Source organism: Streptomyces sp. S4.7 (assembly GCF_010384365.1).
In the GTDB taxonomy this organism is placed as follows: Bacteria; Actinomycetota; Actinomycetes; order Streptomycetales; family Streptomycetaceae; genus Streptomyces.
The window spans coordinates 811455-833335 of record NZ_CP048397.1 but is presented as its reverse complement, the minus strand read 5'-3'; the positions used below and the strand labels follow the sequence as shown (position 1 = coordinate 833335).

Genomic DNA, 21881 nt, shown 5'->3' with positions numbered 1-21881 from the left:
CGGACATGACGCAGCAGCCGAAGGACGGCGGCCGGCCCGACAGCGGCAAGGTCGCACTGATCACGGGCGCAAGCCGCGGCATCGGATACGGCATCGCCGAGGCGCTCGTCGCCCGCGGCGACCGGGTGTGCATCACCGGACGGGGTGAGGACGCCCTCAAGGAGGCCGTGGAGCGGCTGGGCGCGGACCGGGTGATCGGCTTTCCCGGCAAGGCCCACGACGAGGCCCACCAGGCCGCCGCGGTCGACCGCACCATGGAGGCGTTCGGCCGTGTCGACTATCTGGTGAACAACGCGGGGACGAACCCCGTGTTCGGCCCCATGGCCGAGCTGGATCTGGGCGTGGCGCGCAAGGTCTACGAGACCAACGTCATCTCGGCCCTCGGCTTCGCCCAGCTGACCTGGCGAGCCTGGCAGAAGGACCACGGCGGTGCGATCGTGAACATCGCGTCGATCGCCGGGGTGTCGGCCTCGCCGTTCATCGGGGCGTACGGGATGAGCAAGGCGGCGATGGTCAATCTGACCCTCCAGCTCGCCCACGAGTTCGCGCCGGGCGTGCGGGTCAACGCCATCGCCCCCGCCGTGATCAAGACCAGGTTCGCGCAGGCGATCTACGAGGGTCGGGAGGCGGAGGCCGCCGCGTCCTATCCGCTGGGGCGCCTCGGTGTTCCGGAGGACGTCGGCGGCGCCGCGGCCTTCCTCACGTCCGACCAGTCGGACTGGATCACCGGCCAGACGCTGGCCGTCGACGGCGGAATTTTCCTCAATGCTGGTGTGCACTGACACGTTTTGTCAGTGAATGCTTCAAGTGCCCCATCGGACCTGCATATTGAACCGATGGGGCGCTGCGGTATGGTCGGCCGACTCGTGGCTGAACAAGGAGCGTGCACGTGTTCAACCGGACCAGTCTGCAGGCCGCTGCAGCTCTCGCGTCCATATCCCTGCTGGCTGGATGTGGCTTGTTCTCGTCGGACGGTGACGGAGGGGATCAGAAGATCACGGTCGGCACCACCAGTGAGCCGAGCACGCTCGACCCGGCCGCCGCGTGGGACAACTCGTGGGAGCTGTACAGGAACGTCTTCCAGACCCTGGTCGCCTTCCCCACCGGCAGCACGACCCCCCAGCCCGACGCCGCCGACAACTGCAAATTCACGGACTCGACGAACAAGGTCTACCGCTGCACACTCCGCGACGGGCTGACGTTCTCGAACGGCCACGAGCTCGACGCCGACGCCGTCAAGCACTCCTTCGACCGCATCGTGAAGATCAACGTGAACGGTGGTCCCAACGGACTCCTCGCGTCGCTCGACGGTGTCACCTCCGACGGCGAGCTGACCGTCACGTTCAACCTGAACAAGCCGGACGCCACGTTCCCGTTCGTGCTCGCCGCCCCCGCGATGTCCATCGTCGACCCGGCGGAGTACCCGGCCGACAAGCTCCGCGAAGACGGCGAGCTGACCGGTTCCGGCCCCTACACACTTGAGTCGTACACGGTCGGCAGCAACGCCGAACTGGCGCAGAACGCCAGCTACAAGGGGTTCGCCGACCGCAAGAACAAGGCCGTCACGATCCAGTACTTCCAGGGCTCCGACAAAATGTTCGGAGCCCTCAAGAAGAAGGAGATCGACGTCATCTACCGAGGCCTGACCTCGGAGGAAGTCGTCGAACTCGAACAGAAGAAGGAAGAGAACGAGCACCTTCAGCTGGTCGAGACGGTCGGCGCCGACATCCGTTACCTGGTGTTCAACCCCAAGGACGAGTCGGCGGCGAAGCTGCCCGTACGGCAGGCGGTGGCCCAGGTGGTCGACCGTGACGCGCTCGTGGCCAAGGTCTACCAGGGCACGGCCGAGCCGCTGTACTCCATGGTCCCCAAGGGCATCTCGGGGCACGCCACGAGCTTCTTCGACAAGTACGGCGACCCGGACGTCGGCAAGGCGCGGACGATCCTGGAGGACGCCGGCATCGACACGCCCGTGCCGCTGACGTTCTGGTTCACGACCGACCGGTACGGCTCGGGCACGGTGGCCGAGTTCGCGGAGCTCAAGCGCCAGCTCGAAGCGTCCGGCCTCTTCGAGATCACGCTGAAGAGCAAGCCCTGGAAGGACTTCCAGGCGGGCTTCCAGAAGGGCGAGTACCCGGTCTTCGGCCGTGGCTGGTTCCCCGACTTCCCGGACCCCGACAACTTCGTGGCCCCCTTCGTAGGCAAGAACAACGCCCTGAGCACGCCCTACGAGAGCCCCGAGATCACCACGGAGCTTCTGCCGCAGTCGCGGCGCGAGAGCGACCGGGGCGCGGTCATCGAGCAGTTCGAGCGCGCCCAGGAGATCTTCGTCGACGACGTGCGGCTGCTGCCGCTGTGGCAGGGCAAGCTCTACGTCGCGGCCTCGGAGGAGATCAGCGGCGGCGAGCGGGCGCTCGACCCGCAGACGGTCATGCAGCTGTGGGAGTTCAGCCGCAAGGCCAGCTGGTAGTCGCGGCAGCCGCGATTGTCAGTGGTCACCGGTAGGTTCAGCGGTGGACCAACTGATCGCTTACCGGAGGTTGTTGACGTGACCGACACCGACATGCTGCCCGAATCCTGGCGCGGCGTCCTCGGCGGGGAACTGCAGAAGCCCTACTTCAAGGAGCTCACCGAGTTCGTCGAGGAAGAGCGGTCGAAGGGGCCGGTCTACCCGCCGCGCGAAGAGGTCTTCGCCGCGCTGGACGCCACGCCGTACGACCAGGTGAAGGTCCTTGTCCTCGGCCAGGATCCGTACCACGGCGAGGGCCAGGGCCACGGTCTCTGCTTCTCGGTGCGGCCCGGTGTGCGCACGCCTCCCTCCTTGCGGAACATCTACAAGGAGATGAAGGAGGAGCTCGGCCACCCGGTGCCGGACAACGGATATCTGATGCCGTGGGCCGAGCAGGGCGTGCTCCTGCTCAACGCCGTTCTCACCGTGCGGGCGGGCGAGGCCAACTCGCACAAGGGCAAGGGCTGGGAGCAGGTGACGGACGCGGTGATCCGCGCGGTCGACGCCCGCCCGGACCCGGCGGTCTTCGTCCTCTGGGGTGCCTACGCGCAGAAGAAGCTGCCGCTGATCGACGAGAGCCGGCACGTGGTGGTGAAGGGCGCGCACCCGTCGCCGCTGTCGGCGAAGAAGTTCTTCGGCTCGCGTCCGTTCACGCAGATCAACGAGGCGATCGCGGCCCAGGGCCACAAGGCGATCGACTGGCGCATCCCCGACCTGGGCTGACCGGGTCCCGCCGCGTCCGCCGCGGCCCGTGAGCACCCGCTCGGCGGTCCGCGCCGGGCGGGTGAGCCTGTGCGGGATTGCCGGTCCCTGCGGTTAGCGTCGAGCGGACGGGATCGACCGGACGGGCGCGGGAGGCGGCGGCGATGGGGCAGCGCGAGGTGGCGGAGGACGGCGTCCTGACCAGGATCGGACAGGCGGTCATGCTGCTGCACGGCGGTGACCGCGAGGAGGCGCGCAATCGGTTCGGCGAGCTGTGGACCGAGATCGGCGAGTCCGGCGATCCGCTCCACCGCTGCACACTCGCGCACTACATGGCGGACACACAGGACGACCCCGGCGACGAACTGGCCTGGGACCTGCGCGCGTTGACCGCCGCGGAGGGACCGGTCACGGCGCCCGTCTCGCCGGCGGTGCGGGCGTTCTATCCCTCGCTCCATCTGAACCTGGCCGCCGACTATGTGAAACTCCGGCGCCCGGACGCGGCGCGGCTCCACCTCTCCCGGGCGCGCGCGGCCGTGAACGCGCTCGGGGACGACGGGCACGGCAGCGACGGCGTGCGGACCGCGATCGGGCGGCTGGAGCGGCAGTTGCTGGACGAGTAAGGGGGACCGGGGACCGGGCTCCGAGCCGGGTCAGTCTCCGTACACCGCCTCGCAGACGCGCCTGTGGGGGCTGGCCGGCGCCCAGCCCCCGTACCGGCCGCCGAGCGCGCACAGCCCGGCGCCCGTGTCCGGCAGGTCCGGCACCTTCGGCGGGGCCACCAGGGCGGGCCCGGGGCGCGGCGCGGGCGGACGCACGGGCTCGGGCCGCCCTGGCGGTGGCGGTACGGCCTCCGCCACGGCCCGCGGCGTCGCAGGGGCACGGGTGGGCGGGTCGGCGGCCTCCAGAACCTCGCGGGCGGGCGGCTGCGCGATCCGCGGCTCGACCGGGCCCCGCGGCGGAGCCGCCCGTACGGTCCCGGCACCCGCGCCCGCACTCGTCCCGGCACCGGGCTCCACCGCCACACACGCCGGAATCCCGCCGACGGCCACACCGAGCAGGAGCACCGCTGTCGTTCTCGTTCGCCGTGTCACCCGGCCCACTCTGTCGGCCGGGAGCCGCGGCGGGGCGGTAACGGCAAGCTGTTACCCGCACGGGTGACGCGGCGCCCCCGGCCGCGGGCTCCCGCGGCGCCCGTATGCTGCACAGAAGCGCTCCGGCGTGTGGGATCGGGACCGCGGCGAGGCAACAGGGAGACGCACGTGAAGGTCGGCTGCATAGGGCTCGGGGACATCGCCCAGAAGGCGTATCTGCCGGTACTCACCACGCTGCCAGGGGCGGAGTTGCACCTCCAGACCCGTACCCCGGCCACCCTCACCCGGGTCGGCGACAGCCACCACATCCCCGGCGAGCGGCGCCACGCCGACCTCGACTCGCTGTTCGCACAGGGCCTGGACGCCGCTTTCGTGCACGCACCGACCTCCGCCCACGCCGAGATCGTCACCCGGCTCCTGGACGCCGGTGTGCCGACCTTCGTCGACAAGCCCCTCGCCTACGATCTCGCCGACTCCGAGCGCCTGGTGTCCCTCGCCGAAGAGCGCGGGACGAGCCTGGCCGTCGGCTTCAACCGGCGTTTCGCGCCCGCGTACGCCCAGTGTCTGGAACACCCGCGCGAACTGATCCTCATGCAGAAGAACCGCATCGGTCTGCCCGAGGACGCGCGCACCCTGGTCCTGGACGACTTCATCCATGTCGTGGACACCCTGCGCTTCCTGCTCCCCGGCCCCGTCGAGCACATCGACGTACGCGCCCGGACGCGCGACGGCCTGACCCATCACGTGGTGCTCCAGCTCTCCGGCGAGGGCTTCACCGCCATCGGCATGATGAACCGGATGAACGGCTCCACCGAGGAGATCCTCGAAGTCTCCGGACAGGACACCAAGCGGGCCGTCCACCATCTCGCCGAGATCGTCGACCACAAGGGCCAGCCCAGCGTCCGCCGGCGCGGCGACTGGGTGCCGGTGGCGCGGCAGCGCGGGATCGAGCAGTGCGTGCTCGCGTTCCTGGACGCCGTACGGGCCGGGAAGACGCTCAGCGCGCGGGACGCGCTGGCTACGCACGAGTTGTGTGAACAGGTGGTGCGGGCGGCGCGGGCGCAGGCCGCCTGAGCGACCGCGCGCCCTCGGCGGCGCAGAGGGCCGCGAGCACGGCCAGCGCGCCGTACAGCGGCCAGTCGCCGTACTTCACGTACGCGGTGGTGCCGCGCGTCAGCGGCAGCTCGTACACGGCGCCCGCGCTGGTGCCCGTACCGATCCGGGCGCCGGTCCGCTCGCCGCGCGACCCGTACACGGCGCTGACGCCGGTGAGGGTGGCGTGCACCATGGGACGGCCCGTCTCGGCCGCCCGCAACGCCGCCAGCGAGGCGTGCTGCTCCGGCGCCCAGCTGTGCTGGAACGTCGACGTCGAGGACTGCGCGACGAGTAACTGCGCGCCGTCCCTGACCAGTTGCCGGCTCATGTCGGGGAACGCCGACTCGAAGCAGATCAGCGGGCCCACCCGCAGCCCGCCCCGGCCCTCGCCGGGCAGCACCATGACCACCTGGCGCGTGCCGCGCCGACGGTCCTCGCCCGCCGCCTTGCCGACAGATGTGGCCCAGCCGAGCGCCGAGCGCGCCGGAACGTACTCGCCGAACGGCACCAGCCGCATCTTGTCGTACCGGTCACCCGTCAGACCGTTCGGACCCACCAGCACCGCACTCTTGAAAATCCCCGTGCGCCCCGCCCCGTCCCTGCCCGAAGCGTCCACATTGACCAGGACATCGGCGCCCACCTGCCGTGACAGCACGGCGATGCGCGCCGCCAGATCGGGCCGGGCGCCGAGATCGTAGCCGACGCTGCTCTCGCCCCATACGACGAGATCGAGATCCCGTCCGGCCAGCGAGCGGGTCAGCTCCTCGCTGCGGTCGAAACGCCGCTCCACGCCGTCGGGACCCGCGAAGACCCCCGGCTGGACGACGGCGACGCGCGTCCGCCCGGTCCGCTCCGGCTCCGGCGCCCACACCCAGGCGCAGGAGACCCCGACCGCGCACGCCACGAGCCCCACGGCGACGGCCGTACGCGCCGTGGCGACCGTCAGCAGCGTGGTCAGCCCGGTGTTCACGGCGACGACCAGCAGAGTCACCAGCCAGACACCGCCCACCGAGGCGAGCCGCAGCGCGGGGGCGACCTCCCACTGACTGGCGCCCAGCAGCCCCCAGGGACCGCCCAGGCCCTCCAGGGACCGCACCGTCTCGATCGCCAGCCAGCCCGACGGCACCACCACCAGCGCGGCGGCCGTACGCCGGGGAGACGGACGCCCGCCGAGCATCAGGCGCACCAGCCAGCCCCAGGGCGCCCACAACAGCCCCAGCAGCGCGGCCAGCACCAGGATGAACACATGCAGGCTCGGCATCAGCCAGTGATGGACGGCCAGCATGAAGCCCAGTCCGCCGAGCCAGCCGTCCAAGGCCGCGCGCCGCCCCGTCGCGGCCGTACGCACCAGCAGCATCCAGGGCACGAGCGCCCCGTAGGCGAGCCACCAGAGCCCCGGCTCGGGAAAGGAGAGCGCGGGCAGCGCGCCGGCGGTCACGGCCGCGGCGCCGCGCCACCCCCGCGACGTGGAGCGCCGGACCCACGCCTCCCGGCCGACGGCCGGAACCCACCTCTCCCGCCGACCGGCCGGAACCCGCATACCGCGCCCCCTCGTCCCGCCCGTGAGCGGTGCAGATAGGCGGCACCGGTCGGTGACGCCGGTGAGCGGTGCCTTTGCGATCAGTGTGCGGGAGAGGGCGCGCGGGACGACAGAGCGCCCCCGGCGCGTCAGCTTTCGCCGTCCCGGTGCCGGGCCGCGCCGCCCGCGCCGCCCGGCGCCCCCTCCCGCACCACGACGCCGTGCAGCCGCCAGCCGTCGTCCGTCCGGGAGAGACCGAAGGTGTAGCGGCCGACGGAGGTGGTCCTCTCGCCGGACTCCGGGAACATCGTGGTCAGACAGTCGGCCCGCACCTCGGCGCGGTCGCCCGGATATCCGCCGACGTCCTCGAAGGCCAGCCGGCGGTTGCCGATCAGATGCTGGCGCACGGGGAAGCGCCCCAGGACCCCGGCGAGCCAGTCGGCCACCTCGGCGGCCGATCCCTCGATCCCGCCGGCGGCACGGTGGTCGGCCCGCCCCTCGGGCGTGTACAGGGCAAGGAATCCGGGCCAGTCGGTATCGTCCACGGCCGCCGCGTAGCCGCTGATCACCTCGTCGATGGCCAGTCGGTCCATCACGGTCGCGAGATCCACACGCTGCGTCATCGTGTCAGTCTCGGGCAGCGGCGGTCCCAGGCCAAGGCCCGTGCGGGTCTGTCGATCATCCGGTCGAGTCGGCCGGCCGCCCGGATGCGCGCCCGGATGCGCCGTATCCATGAAAAAGGCCCGGCCAGACGGTGTCACCGCCTGGCCGGGCCTTTCGTCCGACTGTCGAAACGCGCCCTGGGCGTACGCCCCTAAGCGGCCTCGTCGACCCCGTCGTGCAGGGCGGCCGCCCACTCCAGCAGCAGGACTTCGTACTCCGCGGCCGGCCACGTGCCGTCGGCCGCGTCGACCAGGGCGCGGATACGCTCGTTGGCCGCGACGGCGCCGGACGCCGCGGGAGCGGAGGAGGAAGTTGTGGACATACGGGTACGGTACGGGCCGCCGTCGTCTTCTCGCGCCGTTCCGGGAGCGGCATAGCTCACACGCGGAGAGGGCAACCCCACGGTGCGTCAGCTGTGAACCCAGTCGCGCCAAGGGTTCTGGGCTCCGTAAGGCAGTTGGAGGCCGGGCGGGCGGCAAACGTGTCCTTGAGCACACCCGGCGTGGTCGGCGCCGGTCAGCCTGCCGATTCGCCCGCGTGCGGGCTCAGGGTGTCCGTACCGACGAGGAAGAAGATCACGATGCCGAGCAGGATCCGGTAGATCACGAACGGCATGAAGCTCTTGGTCGTGATGAACTTCATGAACGAAACTATGTCGACGTGTCCTGAGTGGCTTTGACCTGCTGGTTTCCACCATTTTTCAAGATCGAATGGTAGAGCAGTGGGAGATGGCGCCTTTCCAGTGCCCTCCCTCGCCGACCACGAACGGCGCAGCCACCTGCTTTGCAGCGAATCGGCAGTCTCCTGCTCCATGGCCAGGGCAACGTGCGAGTGGAGACCTTCCACGCCGGCGACCTCGCGGCCCATGCGGGTCTCCACGGCGATGCGACTGTGTCGATCTTCATCCAGCCACTCCTTGCCGCCGTGACGAACCAGGTACAGCCGCTTTCCGGCGTTCGTGGTCGCGGGGAACCGGCCCCCGACCCGCGGCCAAACTGTCCAACAAGGCACTGGCCGCAGTGCGCGCCCCGGTCGCTCACCAGCCCGGATGAGATCTTCGGCAAGGGCAGGATGCATGAGGCCGGGCCTCCGGCTCCTCGGATCCACACGGGCCGAGTGAGAGGTCCGGTCGCTTGACTATGCTGACACCAGCGTTGCGCCCGTGTCCGCGATCCGGGATGAGGGCCCCTGACCTCTTTGAGGCGCCTGGAGGAAGCCGTGACCGCCGAACTCCCCGACTGGATGATCCCGCCCAGGATCAGCGGCTGGGAAGCCGATGACCTCGACCTCCTCGCCCAGGCGCCGCGGCACACCGAACTCATCGACGGAGCCCTGATCTTCATGATGTCGCCGCAGCGGTCCTGGCACGCCCGGCTGGTGGAGAACCTGACCTTCGCCCTGCGCCAGGCCGCCCCCGCCGGGTTCGACGCCGAGCGTGAGATGACAATCAGGCTCGACAAGAAGAGCCGCCCCGAGCCGGACATCTTGGTCACGACCGCCCCGTACGATCCCGACCGAACGTGGTACGCGCCCAAAGACGTCGCCCTGGTCATCGAGGTCGTCTCGGAGGAGTCGGCGAACCGCGACCGTTCCCTGAAGCCCTTCAAGTACGCACAGGCCAGGATCCCCCACTTCTGGCGCGTCGAGGACGAGATCGGCGCCCCCACTGTCCACACCTACGAACTCGACACCATGACCAGCACCTACGTGGCCACCGGCATCCACCGCAACCGGTTGAAGGTCTCCGTCCCCATCCCCGTCGACATCGACCTCGACAGCCTCGTGCCCTGACCACCCCTCCCGGACTGTGCATGCCGAGAATCATGTCCGTGCAGGTCAAGCGGCGTGTTGGTACTCGTGGATCACTCCGCCGAGGCGGTCGTGTCGACGGAACGCTCACCACCTGCGCCACGGACAGGGCGGCGACGGCCAGGAGGGCGGTGGTGTACCCGAGGACGGTCGGTATTCGGCGAAGCCACGGGCGCATACGGGTCCTCTACTCGGCCGACGTCCGGACGGGCCCCGACCCCCGACGGCTCAGCCCGTCCCGTCGAGGGCTCTGCAGTAGTCCGCCGCGCCCGGGCATCAGGGCAGTGCGACAGTACCGGGTCCGCGGCCCCGTTGGTGCCACACCGGACATGTAGGGGTTCGGTGCCCTCGGGCTCCCTGCCCGACCGGGCGGGCCAATGTGCGGCCCGGCGGCGGGAACCGGGCCCGGAGGCACCCGTGCAGGGGGCGTCAGACTCCGTCGGAAGGGACCGGCCGGGTATGGCGGAGCGTGGCGAGTTCGGCGTTGAACTGGGCTCCGGCAAGGAGGGCGAGGTTTGATATCCACAGCCAGACGAGGAAGACGACGATGCCCGCGAGTGACCCGTACAGACGGTCGTAGGTGCCCGCGTAGTTGGTGGTGTACAGAGTGAAGCCCGCGGACGCGAGGAGCCACAGGACGACGGCGAGCATGCCGCCGACGGCCCGGTGCCGCAGGCCGTAGGCAGTGGCCTGGCCGGAGCGGAACAGCACCAGGACCAGGACGGTGACCAGGCACGCCAGCAGCGGCCACTTCAGGACGTTCCACGCCGCGACGGCGGCGCCGTCCACCCCCATGATCCGGCCCGCCGCGCGGGCCGCATCGCCCGTGAGAACCAGGGCCAGGACACTGGAGACGAGCAGCGTCAGCAGCGCGAGCGCGGTGATCACAGTCAGGGGGGCCTTCTTCCACAGCGGGCGGCGGTCCTGGACACCGTTCATGGCGTGCACCGCGCGACGGAAGACGCTCAGATAGCTGGAGCCGACCACAGGGCACCGACGGTGCCGAAGGCGGCCAGCAGCCGCGCGGGGGTCTGCTGGGCGGCCATGCTCTCCAGCGCGCCCAGCACGGCGGGGCGCGCCCGCGCCGGGACGACGGCGGCCACCTGGTCGACGAGGTGCCCGGCTCCCGGGCCGCCGGCGATCCCGAGCAGCGAGAGCGCCACCAGCAGGGTGGGAAAGATGGTGAGCACCGCGTAATACGTCAGCGCGGCAGCCCAGTCCGTCGCGTCCTCCCTCGCAAGGCCGCCGGCGTCCTGCGCAGGGCCGGCCACCAGTCGCGTCGGCCCGGCACCGCGACGCGGGCCGGGTAGGGAGTCAGAGGAGTTGCCGGCTGGTCGGTGCTCACACGGTGTCCCGTCGGTGGTCACGCGTCGTCCGTGACCGGCGCGCGCGAAAGGGCGAGGGAAACGGGCTGCAGGAGGGCTGGACAGACGGGGCCAGAATACGGGCACCGCCCCGGCGGACGTCAGCCAGCTACGGGACGGGCCACCCCGCATCAACGTCCGGGAATACTGCCGCTGCCCCACCGTCACATGCAGGTCCCCAGCGGGCGGCACGGCCCCCGGCCACGGCAAGCCGGCCCTTGATCGCAGTTGCCCGGGCCACCTGGCAACCCCCGGACCACCGGCTACCGCTGCGCCTACGCCATCGACCGGGGCGCCGTCCCGAGCAACCGCCCGGGTGCGCCGCCGCCTGGTGGACGGTCTACCGGTGTTCGAGGACGTGAACCACGAAACTCCACTGTCCTCGGGCCCGCGGCCGGGCATTGGCCCGTGATCGGTGCCGTCCGGCGGCACCGATCACGGCGTGGCTACGTCGAGGGCCGGGGTGGCGTAGATGCCCGTGACCGTGCCGTCGGCGTCGTACGCCACGCCCTGGAAGCCGGTGTCCGGCGGGCTCGTCACGTGCCGGACACGCAGGATGATCCCGTCCGGGTCGACGACGTCCACGACGGTCCCGTCCGGGTCGGTGACCGGGCCGCGCGGGTCGAGCCCGAGCCCGCCGAACCGCCCGGCCAGATTCTCCACCGTCTCCCGCGAGGGCGCGTTCAGCACCAGAGGGCGGCTGCCGTGCAGGTCCCGCACCCCGGGCACGGTCGACAGGTCCTGCAGGACGATGACGAAGTCCGCGTCCCGGTCGTGCAGGACGACTCCCCATACCGCGCCGTCGACCGTGAATTCGCGGATGAACTGCAGATCGAGCACCTCGCAGTACCAGCTCGCGCTGCGCGTGAGGTCGCGTACCATTGCGGTGGTCGCGACGATGCCGGTCACTCCTACGCCTACGGGCCGCCTCCTCCGCGTTCCCTCCAACTGAACGGACCTGCGGGCCCGGATTCCCTGAGAACCCGGACTCCCGCCCTTCAGCGGACCCCTGGTGCGGGTACCCCGCAACCGGCGGCCGGACCGTCACCGCCAGATGTCTTCCCGGGGACCTGCACTCCCGTCACACACACTGCCGCACCAGGGCGATGTCGGCGCGGGCCGCTCCCATCACCTCGGCCTCCAGGCCGTCGCGCAGTCCGGCGTCGTCCGAAGGCCCGGTACCGCCCGCACCGGCTGCCAGTCCACGATCGCGGCCGTCGGGTTTGGCAGGCGGCCCTCGGTGTGGCAGACCGTGTCGGGCAGCCGGTCGTGGAACTCGGCGTCTCCGCCGGCTCCTCCTCGGTGAACGCCCCCGTGCTCCTTGATCGCGCAGGAAGTCGGCAGCACGCAGCAGGTGCCGCGTCGGTCGAGCCGCTGTCGCCCGTCCCGGTCTGAGCGGGAAGGTCCGCCATGGTCGAGACGTCCGGCGATGATCGTCGTCGTACTGGGAGCAGTCCGGAACGGGGCCGGGAGCGGGCGCCGATCGGGCACTAGGCAGTTCAGCCCCCGGGCCCCGGCTGTCAGAGGTGCCGCGGCGGTCCGAGCAGCGGGGTGCGCACCGGGGCAGCGAGCCCGATGAACACCACCATCTCGTGGCCGCCTGGGTTGGTCCGCAGGGGCACGGTCCGCCAGTTGTTGGCCAGCCAGACGTTGCCGGAGGGGTCGATCTGGACGGCGGTGTTGCGTTCCAGTCCGTCGCTGGGGTAGCCGGTGTCGGCCGGTGAGATCGGGTCGCCCGTGCGGAGTCCGGGCGGGCAGGCGGACTGGCGGGCGCCGCACAGGTTGGCCAGGCGGTGGCCGCCGAAGTTGGCCACCCATACGGTGTCGTTGCCGTCGACGGCGATTCCCCAGGGCAGGAACAGGCCGTCGTTGACGAACGGCTTGGCGGGGGTGGTGCCGTCGGGACGGACCATTGTGACCGAGGCGTCGACGTGCCGGGTGACGATGTCCTTGATCGCCTCGGCGACCATGGTGGGCGTGGTGCCCTCACAGGGGGCGACCACCGCGCCTCCGTTGGCCACCCAGACGTTGCCCAGGCTGTCGGAGGCGACGCCCATGGGCCGTTTGATCCCGCCGCCGGTGATCGAGCGCAGGGGTGTGCCCTGCGGGGAGCAGGCTCACGCTGTCGCTTCCGTTGCCGGTCACCCAGGCGCGTCCCCGCGTGTCCACCGTGACGCCGAACGGCTTGATCAGGCTGTCGCCGGGCGTGATGTTCCGGGCCCGGCGGGGGTTCCCCTTCGGGATCCGGGTCACGCTCCGGCTGCCGCAGTTGGCGATCCAGATGTTCCCCTGCCGGTCCGACACGGTGCCCTGCGGCTGGACGATGTCGCCCTGCCGCCAGCCCTGGGGTGGTGAGAGGGGCCGGCCGTCGGCGGTGAACTCCGAGACGCTGCGGTACAGGCGGCTGGCGTCGAGGGGACAGCCGGTGCCCTGGAAACCGTAGTTGGCCGCCCAGACGTGGCCCTTGGGATCGATGGCGGTGCCGAAACCCACGCCATACAGTCCACCACCGCGGTAGGGGGCGCCGGGGACGTCCCGGCCGGTCGGAGTCAGCCGGGACAGGATGCGCGAACCGCAGACGGACTCCCGGGGATCGCGGTTGAACTCGTAGTTGTTGCCGATCCAGGCGGTGCCCTTCGCGTCGAAGGCGACGTTGCCCGGTCCGTCCAGCTCGTGCCCGTTGCCCACATAGCGCAGGGCGAGGGTCCAGGCGTCGGGGGCCGCGGTCAGCCTGGGCCGGTGGATGTTGCGGCCGTCGGCCAGCGCGAAGAGTTCGGCGACGTGGTTGCCGGGCAGCCGGGCGATGTCCGCGACGGCCTGGAAGGTCTCCCGGGGAGCGGGTGCCCCCGGCCGGCCGGCCAGGTCGAACAGCGTGCCGCAGGTCTGTTCGGCGGTGCAGCCGGACAGGATGTCGGCCAGCGTGTTGAAGGCGCGCAGCGTGGACGTCTGGTTGCCGTTGGGGGCGGTGGCGAGCGTCCTGGCCGCCGCGCCGTTGGTGATGTCGGCCAGGTTGTGGGAGACGTCCGCGGCGTTCTGCAGCCCGGGGCTGCGTCCGGCCACTTTTCCTCCGCGGGTGAACTGCGCGATCGCGAAGCCCGCCGCGACCGTGGTGCGCTCGTTGAGCACCACCTTTCCGGTACGGCGGCTGGCGGCGAGCATCGCGACCAGCCGGACCGGCCGCACACGGTGGGCGGCCCGGGGGTGCCCGTAGCCGGCCGGTCCGGCGTCCGCGGTCAGATACAGCACGGCGTCCGGGTTGTCCGGGGCATGGTACGAGAGGCTGAAACGGCCGTGGGCGTCGCTGCGTGTGCGGGCCAGCGGACGAGCGCCTGCACCGGGGTGGTCCCCGGCCTGAAGCAGCGTCACCTCGGCAGCGGCGATGGGCCGGCTGCCACTGCGCACGACACCGCGCTGATCCAGCGTGCCGTGTCCGGGCGACGATCCACCGGTGGCCTCCGGACAAGAGGCTTCCACCACAAGGGAAGCCAGAAGAGCGGTGAGCAGAGCGGCTCTGCGACGACGCACAAGAACTCCATTTCGCGGACAGGAGCAGGGTGCCGCCGGGGGTTCCGTCGGCATGGCCTCAGTTCCTCGGCGATACGGTTCACGGTGTCAGTGGCCTGGCGCGGACGAGGCCATCCGCCCTCACGTGGCGTCATCGCCACCCGTTCAGGTGACTGGACGGGACCGGACGGCCGAGGGGCCGCGCTGTGGCGATCGTCGACGCTTGGGACGGCGTGGCCGAGGCCGACAGGGTCACGGTCACCGTTCACGGGAGCTGACGGCGGGTGTGCCGAGTGCTCCGCTCCCGTCACGGACGACGGGCACGGCGGGACGGCCCGGTGCGACGCTCAGTCGCCGACCACTCCGGCGTCGATGCGCCGACCGCGTGAGGTGTCCACCACGACGGGGATGCCGTCCGGGATCCGTCCCTCGAGCCGGTCGAGCAGAAACTCCACCGGCGGGAGGTCTCCGGGGGTGCGAACGTGGACGTACATCGTCCGGGAGGCCGCGTCGACACTCGTGACGGACGCGCCCGGCACGTCGGCGAGCCACTGCTCGGCCGCGTCCTTGGTCCGGCCGGTCCACGTGTCGAGCAGGAACGTGACCACGGTGTTGGCCGTCAGCGGAACGAACACGACGACGAACAGCAGGACCATGGCGGCATAAGCCCTGCGGGCGGGCCGTTCGGCCGCCTTGTCGGCCTCCACGCCGTAACCGAGCGAGGCGAAGACCACCATGCCCCCGAAGACCAGGGCGAAGAAATTCGACACGAACAGCACCAGCGCGCCCAGCGCCAGCCATCCCGACAGTTGCCCCAGACACACCCCCGCCACCACCAGGGGCGGGACGAGAGAGATGGCGATCGCGACCCCGGGCAGCACGGCGGCGACGTCCCGGCGGGCCAGCGCCACCGCGCCGGCGAAACCGGTCGCCAGGGCGGCGACCAGGTCCATCAGGCCCGGCGACGTCCTTGAGGAGATCTGGCTGTTCGACAGCAGGTCGTAGTCGCTGGGCAGAGCCACCGACATGACCATCCCGACCACGATCACCAGCAGGCACGCAAGGAGGACGACCCCGGCCGATCCGGTACGGCGGCGCTGCACCGAACCCAGGGCGATGCCCATGATGGGCGTGGACAGCGGCGCAATGATCATCGCGCCGATCACGGTCGCCGTCGAGTCCGTGAGCACCCCACCGGAAGCGATGACCGACGACAGCGTCAGCATCGTCCAGAAGGCCGAACGCTTGGACGCGGTGTCCCCAAACGACAGATCCAGATCCTCGGTCAACTCGTCCAGCGAGCGGCGCTGGGACGCCGGCAGGACACGGGCGCGCACTTTGCCGATCATGCCCCCAAACAACCACGATCAGCCCAGTTTCGGCATACAGGACACGGGCATGCGCCTGCGCGAGTCCGTCTCCGGCCAGGGGACCAGCGGGGGATCTTCTCCTTGGCCCGCTGAAATCGGCGTCGCTGATGTTGACGTCGTCGAACACCTTGAGGCCCACGGACCCGACCGGCGTCGGCAGGTGACGTCCTGCTGCGGATCGGATCCTTCTGCCATACCGGCCAGTACCTATGAGCGCTCGGAGAGCCCTTCGGGGCCGTGAGTACGCACTGTGGTCTCCCTGCGGTAATTCTCTTCCGGGCTCGCGTCAGTGCGTCCGGGGTGAAGGCACAGGCGTGCCGCCCGGAAGGGGGACGCACTCCATGGCCGACAGCAGGAAGGGCTTCGCCCTTCAGCGCTGGGCTTCGGCGCCACCACCGCGGCGGACCCGTTCCACGATCTGCTCGTGCAGGGTCACCAGGCCCTCCGGCGGCACTGGGACGGGGCTGCCGGTGAGGGTGTACCACTCGTCTGCGTCCGTGTACTGGATGGCGATATGGGCGCGCCCGTCGGGCAGCAGGCGGGTGGCGACGGGGAGATCGCCGGTGATGATGCCGACCTCGTCCGTCATCGCGCCGCCCGGCCCGGCCTTCACCTCACTGACGAGCTGTTCCGGCTGCGGGGGGTTGGTGTTCATGAGGGGCAGGTACCCAGCATGTCGGTGAGCGTGGTCTTCTCGTTCTCGGTCGCCGACAGTCCGTAGGTGGACTTCACCGACACCCAGGCGCGCGCGTAGGTTAGGTGCGGCAGTAGGTTTTGGACGGCGGCTGCCATTCGTCCGGGCCCTGGTCGCCCTTGGACCGGTTCGAGGCGGCGGAGACGGCCAGCAGCTGCGAGTGCGTCAGATCGTTCGCGAAGGCCTTGCGCTTCTCCTGCGTCCACGTGTTCGCGCCGGAGCGTCAGGCGTTCGCCAGCGGCACCATGTGTTATCCGCACCCTGTTTTCGATGCCGCTGACATCTGTGGCATGCGGTCGTGGACCGTGTGTTCTCTGTGAGCGGTGCGTTATCCGGTACAGCGGTGAGGTGCCGCTGACGGTGATGACAGAGGGGGAGTGGTGGCGAGTACACAGCGGGTTGTCCGGAGGAAGGGGTGACGTGGACGGTCGTCGGAGTAATCGTCAAGACCTGTGGGGGGCCGCTCGACGGTTGTCCCGATGACGGAGGACGTGACCGCCGCGACCTGACGGGCTGTGACTCATGTTGGCCAATGCAGTGGTTGCCCCTGCGGTGATCGAAATTGGATCGTCTGCGGCTCGTGGTCAGTCGTAGGGTGCGGCAATGGACTGGAACGCCTGGCATGGCAAGTACGACGTAGCGGACTCCTGGATGGAACGGAGGCTGCGGACCGTTCAATCGCAGACCCGGGCTGCCCTGGACGATGCCCCGGCCGGGCCGCTGAAGGTGATCAGCCTGTGCGCCGGGGACGGTCGCGACCTCCTCCACGTCCTGTCCGATCATCCACGCCGCCACGAGGTGCGGGCGCGGCTTGTCGAATTGGACGCCCGCAACACCGCCGCGGCTTCGGAGACGGCTCGCCTGGCAAAGCTGGACCAGGTCGAGGTAGTGACGGGCGACGCCTCCCTCATCGACCAGTACCGAGACATGACCCCCGCGGACCTCGTTCTGGTCTGCGGTGTCTTCGGAAACATCACCGACAGCGACATCAAGGGCACCATCGGCGCCTGCAACCAGTTGTGCAAGACCGGTGGCACCGTCATCTGGACCCGCAACCGTGCCGCCCCCGACCGAGTCCCCATGATCTGCGATTGGTTCGACGAGCAGGGTTTCGAACTGCAGTGGCTGTCCGAACCGGGTGCTGGCTACGGGGTCGGTGTGCACCGGTTCACCGGCACGCCTCGCCCCCTGCGCACCAGCACCCGACTGTTTGAGTTCGTGGGCTACGACGTGCTCCGTCAGTGTGAGACTGCACAATCCGGCTGACGTCTGTAATGGCAGCCCCACTTCTGTCTGAGCTTGATCATTAACCTCGCTGCTGTTTCAGGCGGACGTGTTCGGTGAGGGTTTCGATTCGTTTCACGGTCTTCCCTGGCTCGTGACGTGGGGCTGGCCTGCGGTTCTTCGAGCCGGGTGGGCGTCCGGGGCCGGGCTTGGAGGGTCTGGGCACGTCGGCGGGACGGGCGGTCTTCACGCGGAGGTGGCGGAACCCCCGGCGGACCCGGGCTGGGGTGAGCCGGCGGGGCTCGGCGGGCCGTTCCCAGGGTCGGCGGAGGTCCTCGGCGAGGGGCCGGGCAAGGCGGAGTTGGGTGTGGGCGGCGATGATCAGCCATGTCCACAGGTCGGCCGTGTGCGGATCGCGGACCTTGGGGACGGTCCAGCCCAGGGTCTGTTTGAACAGCCGGAAGGTGTGTTCAAGATCGAATCTGCGGAGGAACGCCTGCCAGCGCAGGTTGACGTCTTGGCCGGTCATCCCGGTGTGTGAGGACCACAGCCAGACCGGCTTGGGGTCGCGGTCACCGGGCAGGTGCTCGACCTTCAGTCGGATCAACGTGCCGTGGATCAGGGGGAGTTCGCCGCAATGGTCGAGCCATGGGCCGCGGGCCTGCAGGCGGGGGTGCATCCGGTCCCAGGCGAGGGCTTCGGCCCTGCCGTAGCGGGTGGTGTCGCACGTGGTGGCCTGGTCGGGTGGTCTGCCAGGAGTCCGGCTTGGAGAAGGTGAGGACGCCGCCGTGCTTGCGGGGCTGTCCACCGCGTGGGGTGGAGCGGCGTGGGCCGGCATCGCGAAGCATGACGCGGTCCGAGCGGAGCCGGCCGACCAGTTCGACGGGCAGGTCGGCCAGGACGTAGGCGAGGCGGGTGACGTCGTAGCCGGTGTCCATGACGACGAGGATGTCCGCGTCGCCCGGCCGCCACTGCCCTGCCTGCACCAGCCGGGTGACCACCTCCCGCAGCTGGGTGGCGGTCACCGCGGTGGCGTCGTCGGCCGGCCCGAGCCGGATCGCGTCCAGGACGTGCGTCCCGTCGCCAGCGCGGCGACGAAGGAGTAGGGCCAGCCGGGGATGAACTGATCCGCGCTGCGGCCCCGCCCGTAGACGTGGCAGAACAACAGCTCCGGGCTGGTGGGGGCGTCGGGACGCAGCCAGTTGCTCACGTCCACCGCGAGTACGATCCGCCCGTCGGCGGCCCGCGGCAGCGGCGTGGAGGTCAGCAGCCTGCGCAGACGGCGCGGTTCCAGCCAGCCATGGTTGACCGCGTCGTACATCGCCCCGTGCCCACGCCGGTGCTCGGCCGTGAGCGTCAACTCGACCAGCGAGGTCACCGGGCCGTCCGAGCACAGCACCGCGTCGGCAAGCCCGAAGAGCGCATCCGCCCGGGTGTAGAGGCAGTCGTAGAACTGGACACGAAAGTGGGACAGGACACTCAACGCGGCGTCAGCGGACTGTTCAAGGGCGAGACTCTTCACCAGCGGCCGTTCCTTCACGCGACGTTGCTCGACACCTCGAAGCGTGAAGAACGGCCGCCCTGCTGTCCCGGGAACGAACCAAGATCAGCGGGTCAGGTGAACGGCCGAGGTTAAACACCAAGCTGAGTAATTGCCCTGTCCGACCAGCCGCCACAAGATCAGGCAGCGCCCCGCGAACGTTCGACCAGGACGCCACTCTCGAACCGGACGCTCGTGCGGACCAGGGGCACGAGGTGGGCTCCGGTGATCGCCCGCCAGCGGGCCTGGGCGGACTCGACGAGTTTGAACACCATCGCGAGGGCTGCGGCGGGGCTGCCGGCGCCGCGGGTGACCTTGGTGCGGAGCTTGACGGTGGAGAAGGCCGACTCTGTACGACCCACCACCTGGCCAAGCCCGAACTGGCCTCCCAGGGAGGCAAGGTGATCGACGCACGGGTCGTCGACGACGGGAACCTCGTCACCGCGGGAGGTGTCACGAGCGGAATCGATCTGGCGCTCTGGCTGCTCACCCGCGCGTGCGGAGCCTCCGTCGCCCTCGGTGTCGAGTCCATCATGGAGTACGAGCAGCGCGGTGTTGTCTGGCGAAGCTCCTGACCGCCGCTGCCTGGGGCACCCATGTGTGGACTTTGCTGCCCGATCCCTCCTCGGAGATGCGCTGCCCGACCTCGGCCGACGGAACGCGCCCCGCTTCGGGATGTCCGCGAATCGGACCGCGACCGCCGGGAACTCAAGGCCACCTCGCGGCGACTACTGGGCAGAGACCCGCAGGCGTAGGACGTGCCCACACCAGCGCACTGGAAAGGGCGCCCGGCGCTGTCGCGCCGGGGGAAAGGGCGCGCGCTACGGCTTGACTCGGTGGAGGTGACGGTCACCTGCCGCAACGGTTGCGTGCAGCCACTGCCGTGCTCCCGACCGAGCCCACGCCGGGCTGGGCGGACGGATCATGGACGACCATTCGCCCTCTCATCGCCTGGCTCGCCGACGTCTCCGCCTCTGGCCGCCACGTCCTGCGCGGGAGTGACCGCGCGGGACTTCAGCCTCGTACAGCCTTGAGCACACTCCGGCAGGCTTCCGTGGCGCGAGCGGTGGCTTCGGCGCAGATCCGGCAGTGGTCATGGTGCTGGGCGTGTCCGCTGCACAGGTCGTGGCTGTGCTGGCAGGCGATGAGACAGGCCTCGACCTGTGCGGTGAGGAGCGCCGGATCGTGGCCACTGTGCCGGGTGAGGATCCGGCGGGTCGCGCCGGCGACGTCGGCGCAGTCCAGATCCCGGTCGATCGCCGCCCTCAGTGTGTCCGCGTCCTTCTCCGCGAGCATGTCCGTGGCGCACGCGGTGACGGCGGTCTCGCACTCGGCCAGTACGTCGACGGCCGTGGCCAGGACGTCGTTGCCGAGGAAGCTCTCGGATGGGCGCTGTCACGTTGGTTGACTGGATGGGATGATCTTCTGGTTGATCAGCCAGGGAAGGGTCGTTCGTGGGGAGCGCGTCGCTGTCGTGCAAGGGGCACCGGTACCCGGTCGTCATCTCCCACTGTGTGTGGCTGTACCACCGCTTCCCGCTCAGCTTCCGCGAGGTCGAGGAACTCCGTCGACGAACGGATCACCAACCGCCCATAAAACGTGCCGACTTGCCCGACCCGCGAGTTTGGGAGCTCGGGGGACAGGCGGCGAGTGCTCCGCCGACGCATCGTCAGCGCCGTCCGGCCGCTGGATCCGGACGTCGGCCGCCCGTCCGAAACCCACCTGGGGGCGGGCGCTGGGCACGTCGGAGGAGACCGTGCTTCCCCTTCGCTCTATCTGGGTGTTTAGTCGCGTAAATGATGCTCTGGGATGCTGGAAGCAGGCAGGGTGGAGGTTGTGGACGAGGCGCCGGCCATCGGGGCCTTGCCGGACGTGAAGGAGCAGGATGCGAGGCTTGAGGGTTCTCGGGGTGGGTGCGCTGGCGGTGGCGCTGGTGTCGGGCGTGGGCTGGGCGGCGCAGGCGTCGGACAGCCAGACGGCTCCGAAGAGCGGTCAGGTGTCCCGGGCCGCGGCGGTCGACGGGTACCAGGTGGTGAAGCTGCCGAACGCGAACGTGCCGAACTTCCAACGGCGGACGGTGTATTGCCCGGCGGGGAAGGTCGCCATCGGCGGCGGCGCGGAGGCACAGGGCAACGATGCCATCCTGGTCGGCTCGTTCCCGACGGACGACGGGCGGGGCTGGATCGGCCTCGGACGTCAGAATGCGTACAGCAGCGTGGGCATCTCGGTGTACGTGATCTGCGCGTACGCCTGATCTCCCCTACCGCCGCTGCGCCCTGCTCTCTTCCGGGGACGGGGCGTAGCGGCGTGCGGGGCTGCCGCTGAGGCTCCGGAGGGAGCCTCAGCGGCCGGAAGCCTCATGGTTCCTTCTTCCCCTGTCGCCGCAGGCCGGCCTGGATGGCGCTGACCACCACCCGGATGGCCACGCCCGCGAGCAGGATTCCGCCGACCATCTGGATCATCGTCATGACGCGTGCGGTGTCGGAGCCGGCGGTGATGTCGCCGAAGCCGACGGTGCTGAACACGGTGAGCGTGAAGTACAGGGCGTCGGTACGGCTGAGGGGTTCGGAGAAGCTGCCGGTCGTGTCGTTCTCCAGGAGGAAATACGAGGTCGCGAAGAGCAGCACGAACAAGGTGGCGACGGCGGCGAGTGACTCCACGGCCCGTAGCTGCGGGTGCGGGGAGCGGACGATGGTACGGACCTGCCAGAGGAACAGCGCGGTCACGGCGAGCAGGCCGAGAACGAGACCGGCCGTCGTGCCCGCGGCCAACGGTTGGTCCATGGGCGGCAGGT

Annotated in this window: 20 protein-coding genes and 6 pseudogenes; 10 read left to right on the top strand and 16 right to left on the bottom strand. The window is 70.2% G+C overall.

Annotated features, from left to right (window positions below; all coding sequences use genetic code 11):
- The first annotated feature begins 5 nt into the window (after positions 1–5).
- From SSPS47_RS03670 to SSPS47_RS03655, 4 genes are all read left to right on the top strand, one after another.
- Positions 6–782, top strand: a complete 777-nt coding sequence (locus tag SSPS47_RS03670) for an SDR family oxidoreductase (protein WP_164248684.1) — start codon at positions 6–8, stop codon at positions 780–782.
- Between the two features lie 107 nt (positions 783–889).
- A complete protein-coding gene (locus tag SSPS47_RS03665) occupies positions 890–2470 on the top strand; it encodes an ABC transporter substrate-binding protein (RefSeq protein ID WP_164248682.1) in 1581 nt (526 codons plus the stop codon).
- A 78-nt stretch (positions 2471–2548) separates the two neighbouring features.
- Positions 2549–3232 (top strand): uracil-DNA glycosylase, encoded by a 684-nt coding sequence (locus SSPS47_RS03660; RefSeq protein WP_147875932.1) that lies wholly within the window; start codon positions 2549–2551, stop codon positions 3230–3232.
- A gap of 143 nt (positions 3233–3375) precedes the next feature.
- Positions 3376–3834, top strand: a complete 459-nt coding sequence (locus SSPS47_RS03655; RefSeq protein WP_164248680.1) for a hypothetical protein — start codon at positions 3376–3378, stop codon at positions 3832–3834.
- Between the two features lie 30 nt (positions 3835–3864).
- Here the strand turns inward: SSPS47_RS03655 and SSPS47_RS03650 are convergent, their stop codons facing one another.
- Positions 3865–4305, bottom strand: a complete 441-nt coding sequence (locus SSPS47_RS03650) for a hypothetical protein (RefSeq protein ID WP_164248678.1) — start codon at positions 4303–4305, stop codon at positions 3865–3867.
- Between the two features lie 168 nt (positions 4306–4473).
- Here SSPS47_RS03650 and SSPS47_RS03645 point away from each other — a divergent pair, with 168 nt between their 5' ends.
- On the top strand, positions 4474–5379 hold the full coding sequence (locus SSPS47_RS03645; protein WP_164248676.1) for a Gfo/Idh/MocA family oxidoreductase: 906 nt from the start codon (positions 4474–4476) through the stop codon (positions 5377–5379).
- Here SSPS47_RS03645 and lnt read toward each other — a convergent pair.
- The 4 genes and pseudogenes from lnt to SSPS47_RS03630 form a co-directional block, all read right to left on the bottom strand.
- A complete protein-coding gene (gene lnt, locus SSPS47_RS03640) occupies positions 5324–6940 on the bottom strand; it encodes an apolipoprotein N-acyltransferase (RefSeq protein ID WP_164248675.1) in 1617 nt (538 codons plus the stop codon). The two genes, SSPS47_RS03645 and lnt, sit on opposite strands and share 56 nt — an antisense overlap.
- Before the next feature lie 128 nt (positions 6941–7068).
- A complete protein-coding gene (locus SSPS47_RS03635) occupies positions 7069–7542 on the bottom strand; it encodes a nuclear transport factor 2 family protein (RefSeq protein ID WP_203557780.1) in 474 nt (157 codons plus the stop codon).
- A gap of 191 nt (positions 7543–7733) precedes the next feature.
- Entirely contained in the window at positions 7734–7904 is a 171-nt protein-coding gene (locus tag SSPS47_RS34715; protein ID WP_203557779.1) for a hypothetical protein, read from the bottom strand.
- Positions 7905–8098: 194 nt separating this feature from the next.
- A pseudogene (locus tag SSPS47_RS03630) lies at positions 8099–8227 on the bottom strand (undecaprenyl-diphosphatase); the annotation flags it as partial.
- Between the two features lie 573 nt (positions 8228–8800).
- Here SSPS47_RS03630 and SSPS47_RS03625 point away from each other — a divergent pair.
- Positions 8801–9373 carry a Uma2 family endonuclease gene (locus tag SSPS47_RS03625; RefSeq protein WP_103546212.1) on the top strand — a complete coding sequence of 191 codons (573 nt, stop codon included), beginning with the start codon at positions 8801–8803 and terminating at the stop codon, positions 9371–9373.
- Between the two features lie 447 nt (positions 9374–9820).
- Here SSPS47_RS03625 and SSPS47_RS03620 read toward each other — a convergent pair.
- The 7 genes and pseudogenes from SSPS47_RS03620 to SSPS47_RS35180 form a co-directional block, all read right to left on the bottom strand.
- Positions 9821–10887 (bottom strand): annotated as a pseudogene (locus tag SSPS47_RS03620) (YihY/virulence factor BrkB family protein).
- A 303-nt stretch (positions 10888–11190) separates the two neighbouring features.
- On the bottom strand, positions 11191–11664 hold the full coding sequence (locus SSPS47_RS03615) for a VOC family protein (protein WP_203557778.1): 474 nt from the start codon (positions 11662–11664) through the stop codon (positions 11191–11193).
- Between the two features lie 611 nt (positions 11665–12275).
- Positions 12276–12812, bottom strand: coding sequence for a hypothetical protein (locus tag SSPS47_RS34710; protein ID WP_203557777.1), 537 nt, complete (start codon positions 12810–12812; stop codon positions 12276–12278).
- A complete protein-coding gene (locus SSPS47_RS03610) occupies positions 12742–14157 on the bottom strand; it encodes a hypothetical protein (protein WP_203557776.1) in 1416 nt (471 codons plus the stop codon). The genes SSPS47_RS34710 and SSPS47_RS03610 overlap by 71 nt, the downstream gene beginning before the upstream one ends.
- A gap of 449 nt (positions 14158–14606) precedes the next feature.
- Complete coding sequence (locus tag SSPS47_RS03605) at positions 14607–15596, bottom strand: TIGR00341 family protein (protein WP_239064761.1); 990 nt, start codon at positions 15594–15596, stop codon at positions 14607–14609.
- Between the two features lie 403 nt (positions 15597–15999).
- Positions 16000–16284, bottom strand: coding sequence for a hypothetical protein (locus SSPS47_RS03600; protein ID WP_164248669.1), 285 nt, complete (start codon positions 16282–16284; stop codon positions 16000–16002).
- Positions 16281–16573: pseudogene (locus SSPS47_RS35180) on the bottom strand (DUF1524 domain-containing protein); the annotation flags it as partial. The pseudogene SSPS47_RS35180 and the gene SSPS47_RS03600, both read right to left, overlap by 4 nt.
- Before the next feature lie 353 nt (positions 16574–16926).
- Here SSPS47_RS35180 and SSPS47_RS03595 point away from each other — a divergent pair.
- Complete coding sequence (locus tag SSPS47_RS03595) at positions 16927–17589, top strand: class I SAM-dependent methyltransferase (RefSeq protein ID WP_164248667.1); 663 nt, start codon at positions 16927–16929, stop codon at positions 17587–17589.
- Positions 17590–17629: 40 nt separating this feature from the next.
- Here SSPS47_RS03595 and SSPS47_RS03590 read toward each other — a convergent pair.
- Both SSPS47_RS03590 and SSPS47_RS35175 read right to left on the bottom strand, forming a co-directional pair.
- Positions 17630–19030: pseudogene (locus SSPS47_RS03590) on the bottom strand (NF041680 family putative transposase).
- Between the two features lie 197 nt (positions 19031–19227).
- Positions 19228–19437, bottom strand: a pseudogene (locus SSPS47_RS35175) (IS256 family transposase); the annotation flags it as partial.
- A gap of 15 nt (positions 19438–19452) precedes the next feature.
- Between SSPS47_RS35175 and SSPS47_RS35170 the strand changes: the two are divergent.
- Positions 19453–19662 carry a hypothetical protein gene (locus tag SSPS47_RS35170; protein WP_343234921.1) on the top strand — a complete coding sequence of 70 codons (210 nt, stop codon included), beginning with the start codon at positions 19453–19455 and terminating at the stop codon, positions 19660–19662.
- Positions 19663–20101: 439 nt separating this feature from the next.
- On the opposite strand, the gene SSPS47_RS03580 is transcribed toward SSPS47_RS35170, so the two are convergent.
- Positions 20102–20383 (bottom strand): hypothetical protein, encoded by a 282-nt coding sequence (locus SSPS47_RS03580; protein ID WP_203557775.1) that lies wholly within the window; start codon positions 20381–20383, stop codon positions 20102–20104.
- A gap of 173 nt (positions 20384–20556) precedes the next feature.
- Between SSPS47_RS03580 and SSPS47_RS03575 the strand changes: the two are divergent.
- Both SSPS47_RS03575 and SSPS47_RS03570 read left to right on the top strand, forming a co-directional pair.
- Positions 20557–20652: pseudogene (locus tag SSPS47_RS03575) on the top strand (IS6 family transposase); the annotation flags it as partial.
- A 320-nt stretch (positions 20653–20972) separates the two neighbouring features.
- The gene (locus tag SSPS47_RS03570; RefSeq protein ID WP_164248666.1) at positions 20973–21341 is read left to right on the top strand and encodes a hypothetical protein; all 369 of its coding nucleotides are present in this window, start codon (positions 20973–20975) and stop codon (positions 21339–21341) included.
- A gap of 103 nt (positions 21342–21444) precedes the next feature.
- Here SSPS47_RS03570 and SSPS47_RS03565 read toward each other — a convergent pair whose 3' ends face one another.
- On the bottom strand, positions 21445–21870 hold the full coding sequence (locus tag SSPS47_RS03565; RefSeq protein ID WP_239065210.1) for a potassium channel family protein: 426 nt from the start codon (positions 21868–21870) through the stop codon (positions 21445–21447).
- Between the last annotated feature and the right edge of the window lie 11 nt (positions 21871–21881).

Coding starts and splice junctions, on each gene's coding strand:
- SSPS47_RS03670 (WP_164248684.1), top strand. CDS start 6: ATGACGCAGCAGCCGAAGGACGGCGGCCGGCCCGACAGCGGCAAGGTC.
- SSPS47_RS03655 (WP_164248680.1), top strand. CDS start 3,376: ATGGGGCAGCGCGAGGTGGCGGAGGACGGCGTCCTGACCAGGATCGGA.
- lnt (WP_164248675.1), bottom strand. CDS start 6,940: ATGCGGGTTCCGGCCGGTCGGCGGGAGAGGTGGGTTCCGGCCGTCGGC.
- SSPS47_RS03635 (WP_203557780.1), bottom strand. CDS start 7,542: ATGACGCAGCGTGTGGATCTCGCGACCGTGATGGACCGACTGGCCATC.
- SSPS47_RS34715 (WP_203557779.1), bottom strand. CDS start 7,904: ATGTCCACAACTTCCTCCTCCGCTCCCGCGGCGTCCGGCGCCGTCGCG.
- SSPS47_RS34710 (WP_203557777.1), bottom strand. CDS start 12,812: ATGGGCGTCGCCTCCGACAGCCTGGGCAACGTCTGGGTGGCCAACGGA.
- SSPS47_RS03600 (WP_164248669.1), bottom strand. CDS start 16,284: ATGAACACCAACCCCCCGCAGCCGGAACAGCTCGTCAGTGAGGTGAAG.
- SSPS47_RS03595 (WP_164248667.1), top strand. CDS start 16,927: ATGGACTGGAACGCCTGGCATGGCAAGTACGACGTAGCGGACTCCTGG.
- SSPS47_RS03580 (WP_203557775.1), bottom strand. CDS start 20,383: ATGCTCGCGGAGAAGGACGCGGACACACTGAGGGCGGCGATCGACCGG.
- SSPS47_RS03570 (WP_164248666.1), top strand. CDS start 20,973: ATGCGAGGCTTGAGGGTTCTCGGGGTGGGTGCGCTGGCGGTGGCGCTG.
- SSPS47_RS03565 (WP_239065210.1), bottom strand. CDS start 21,870: ATGGACCAACCGTTGGCCGCGGGCACGACGGCCGGTCTCGTTCTCGGC.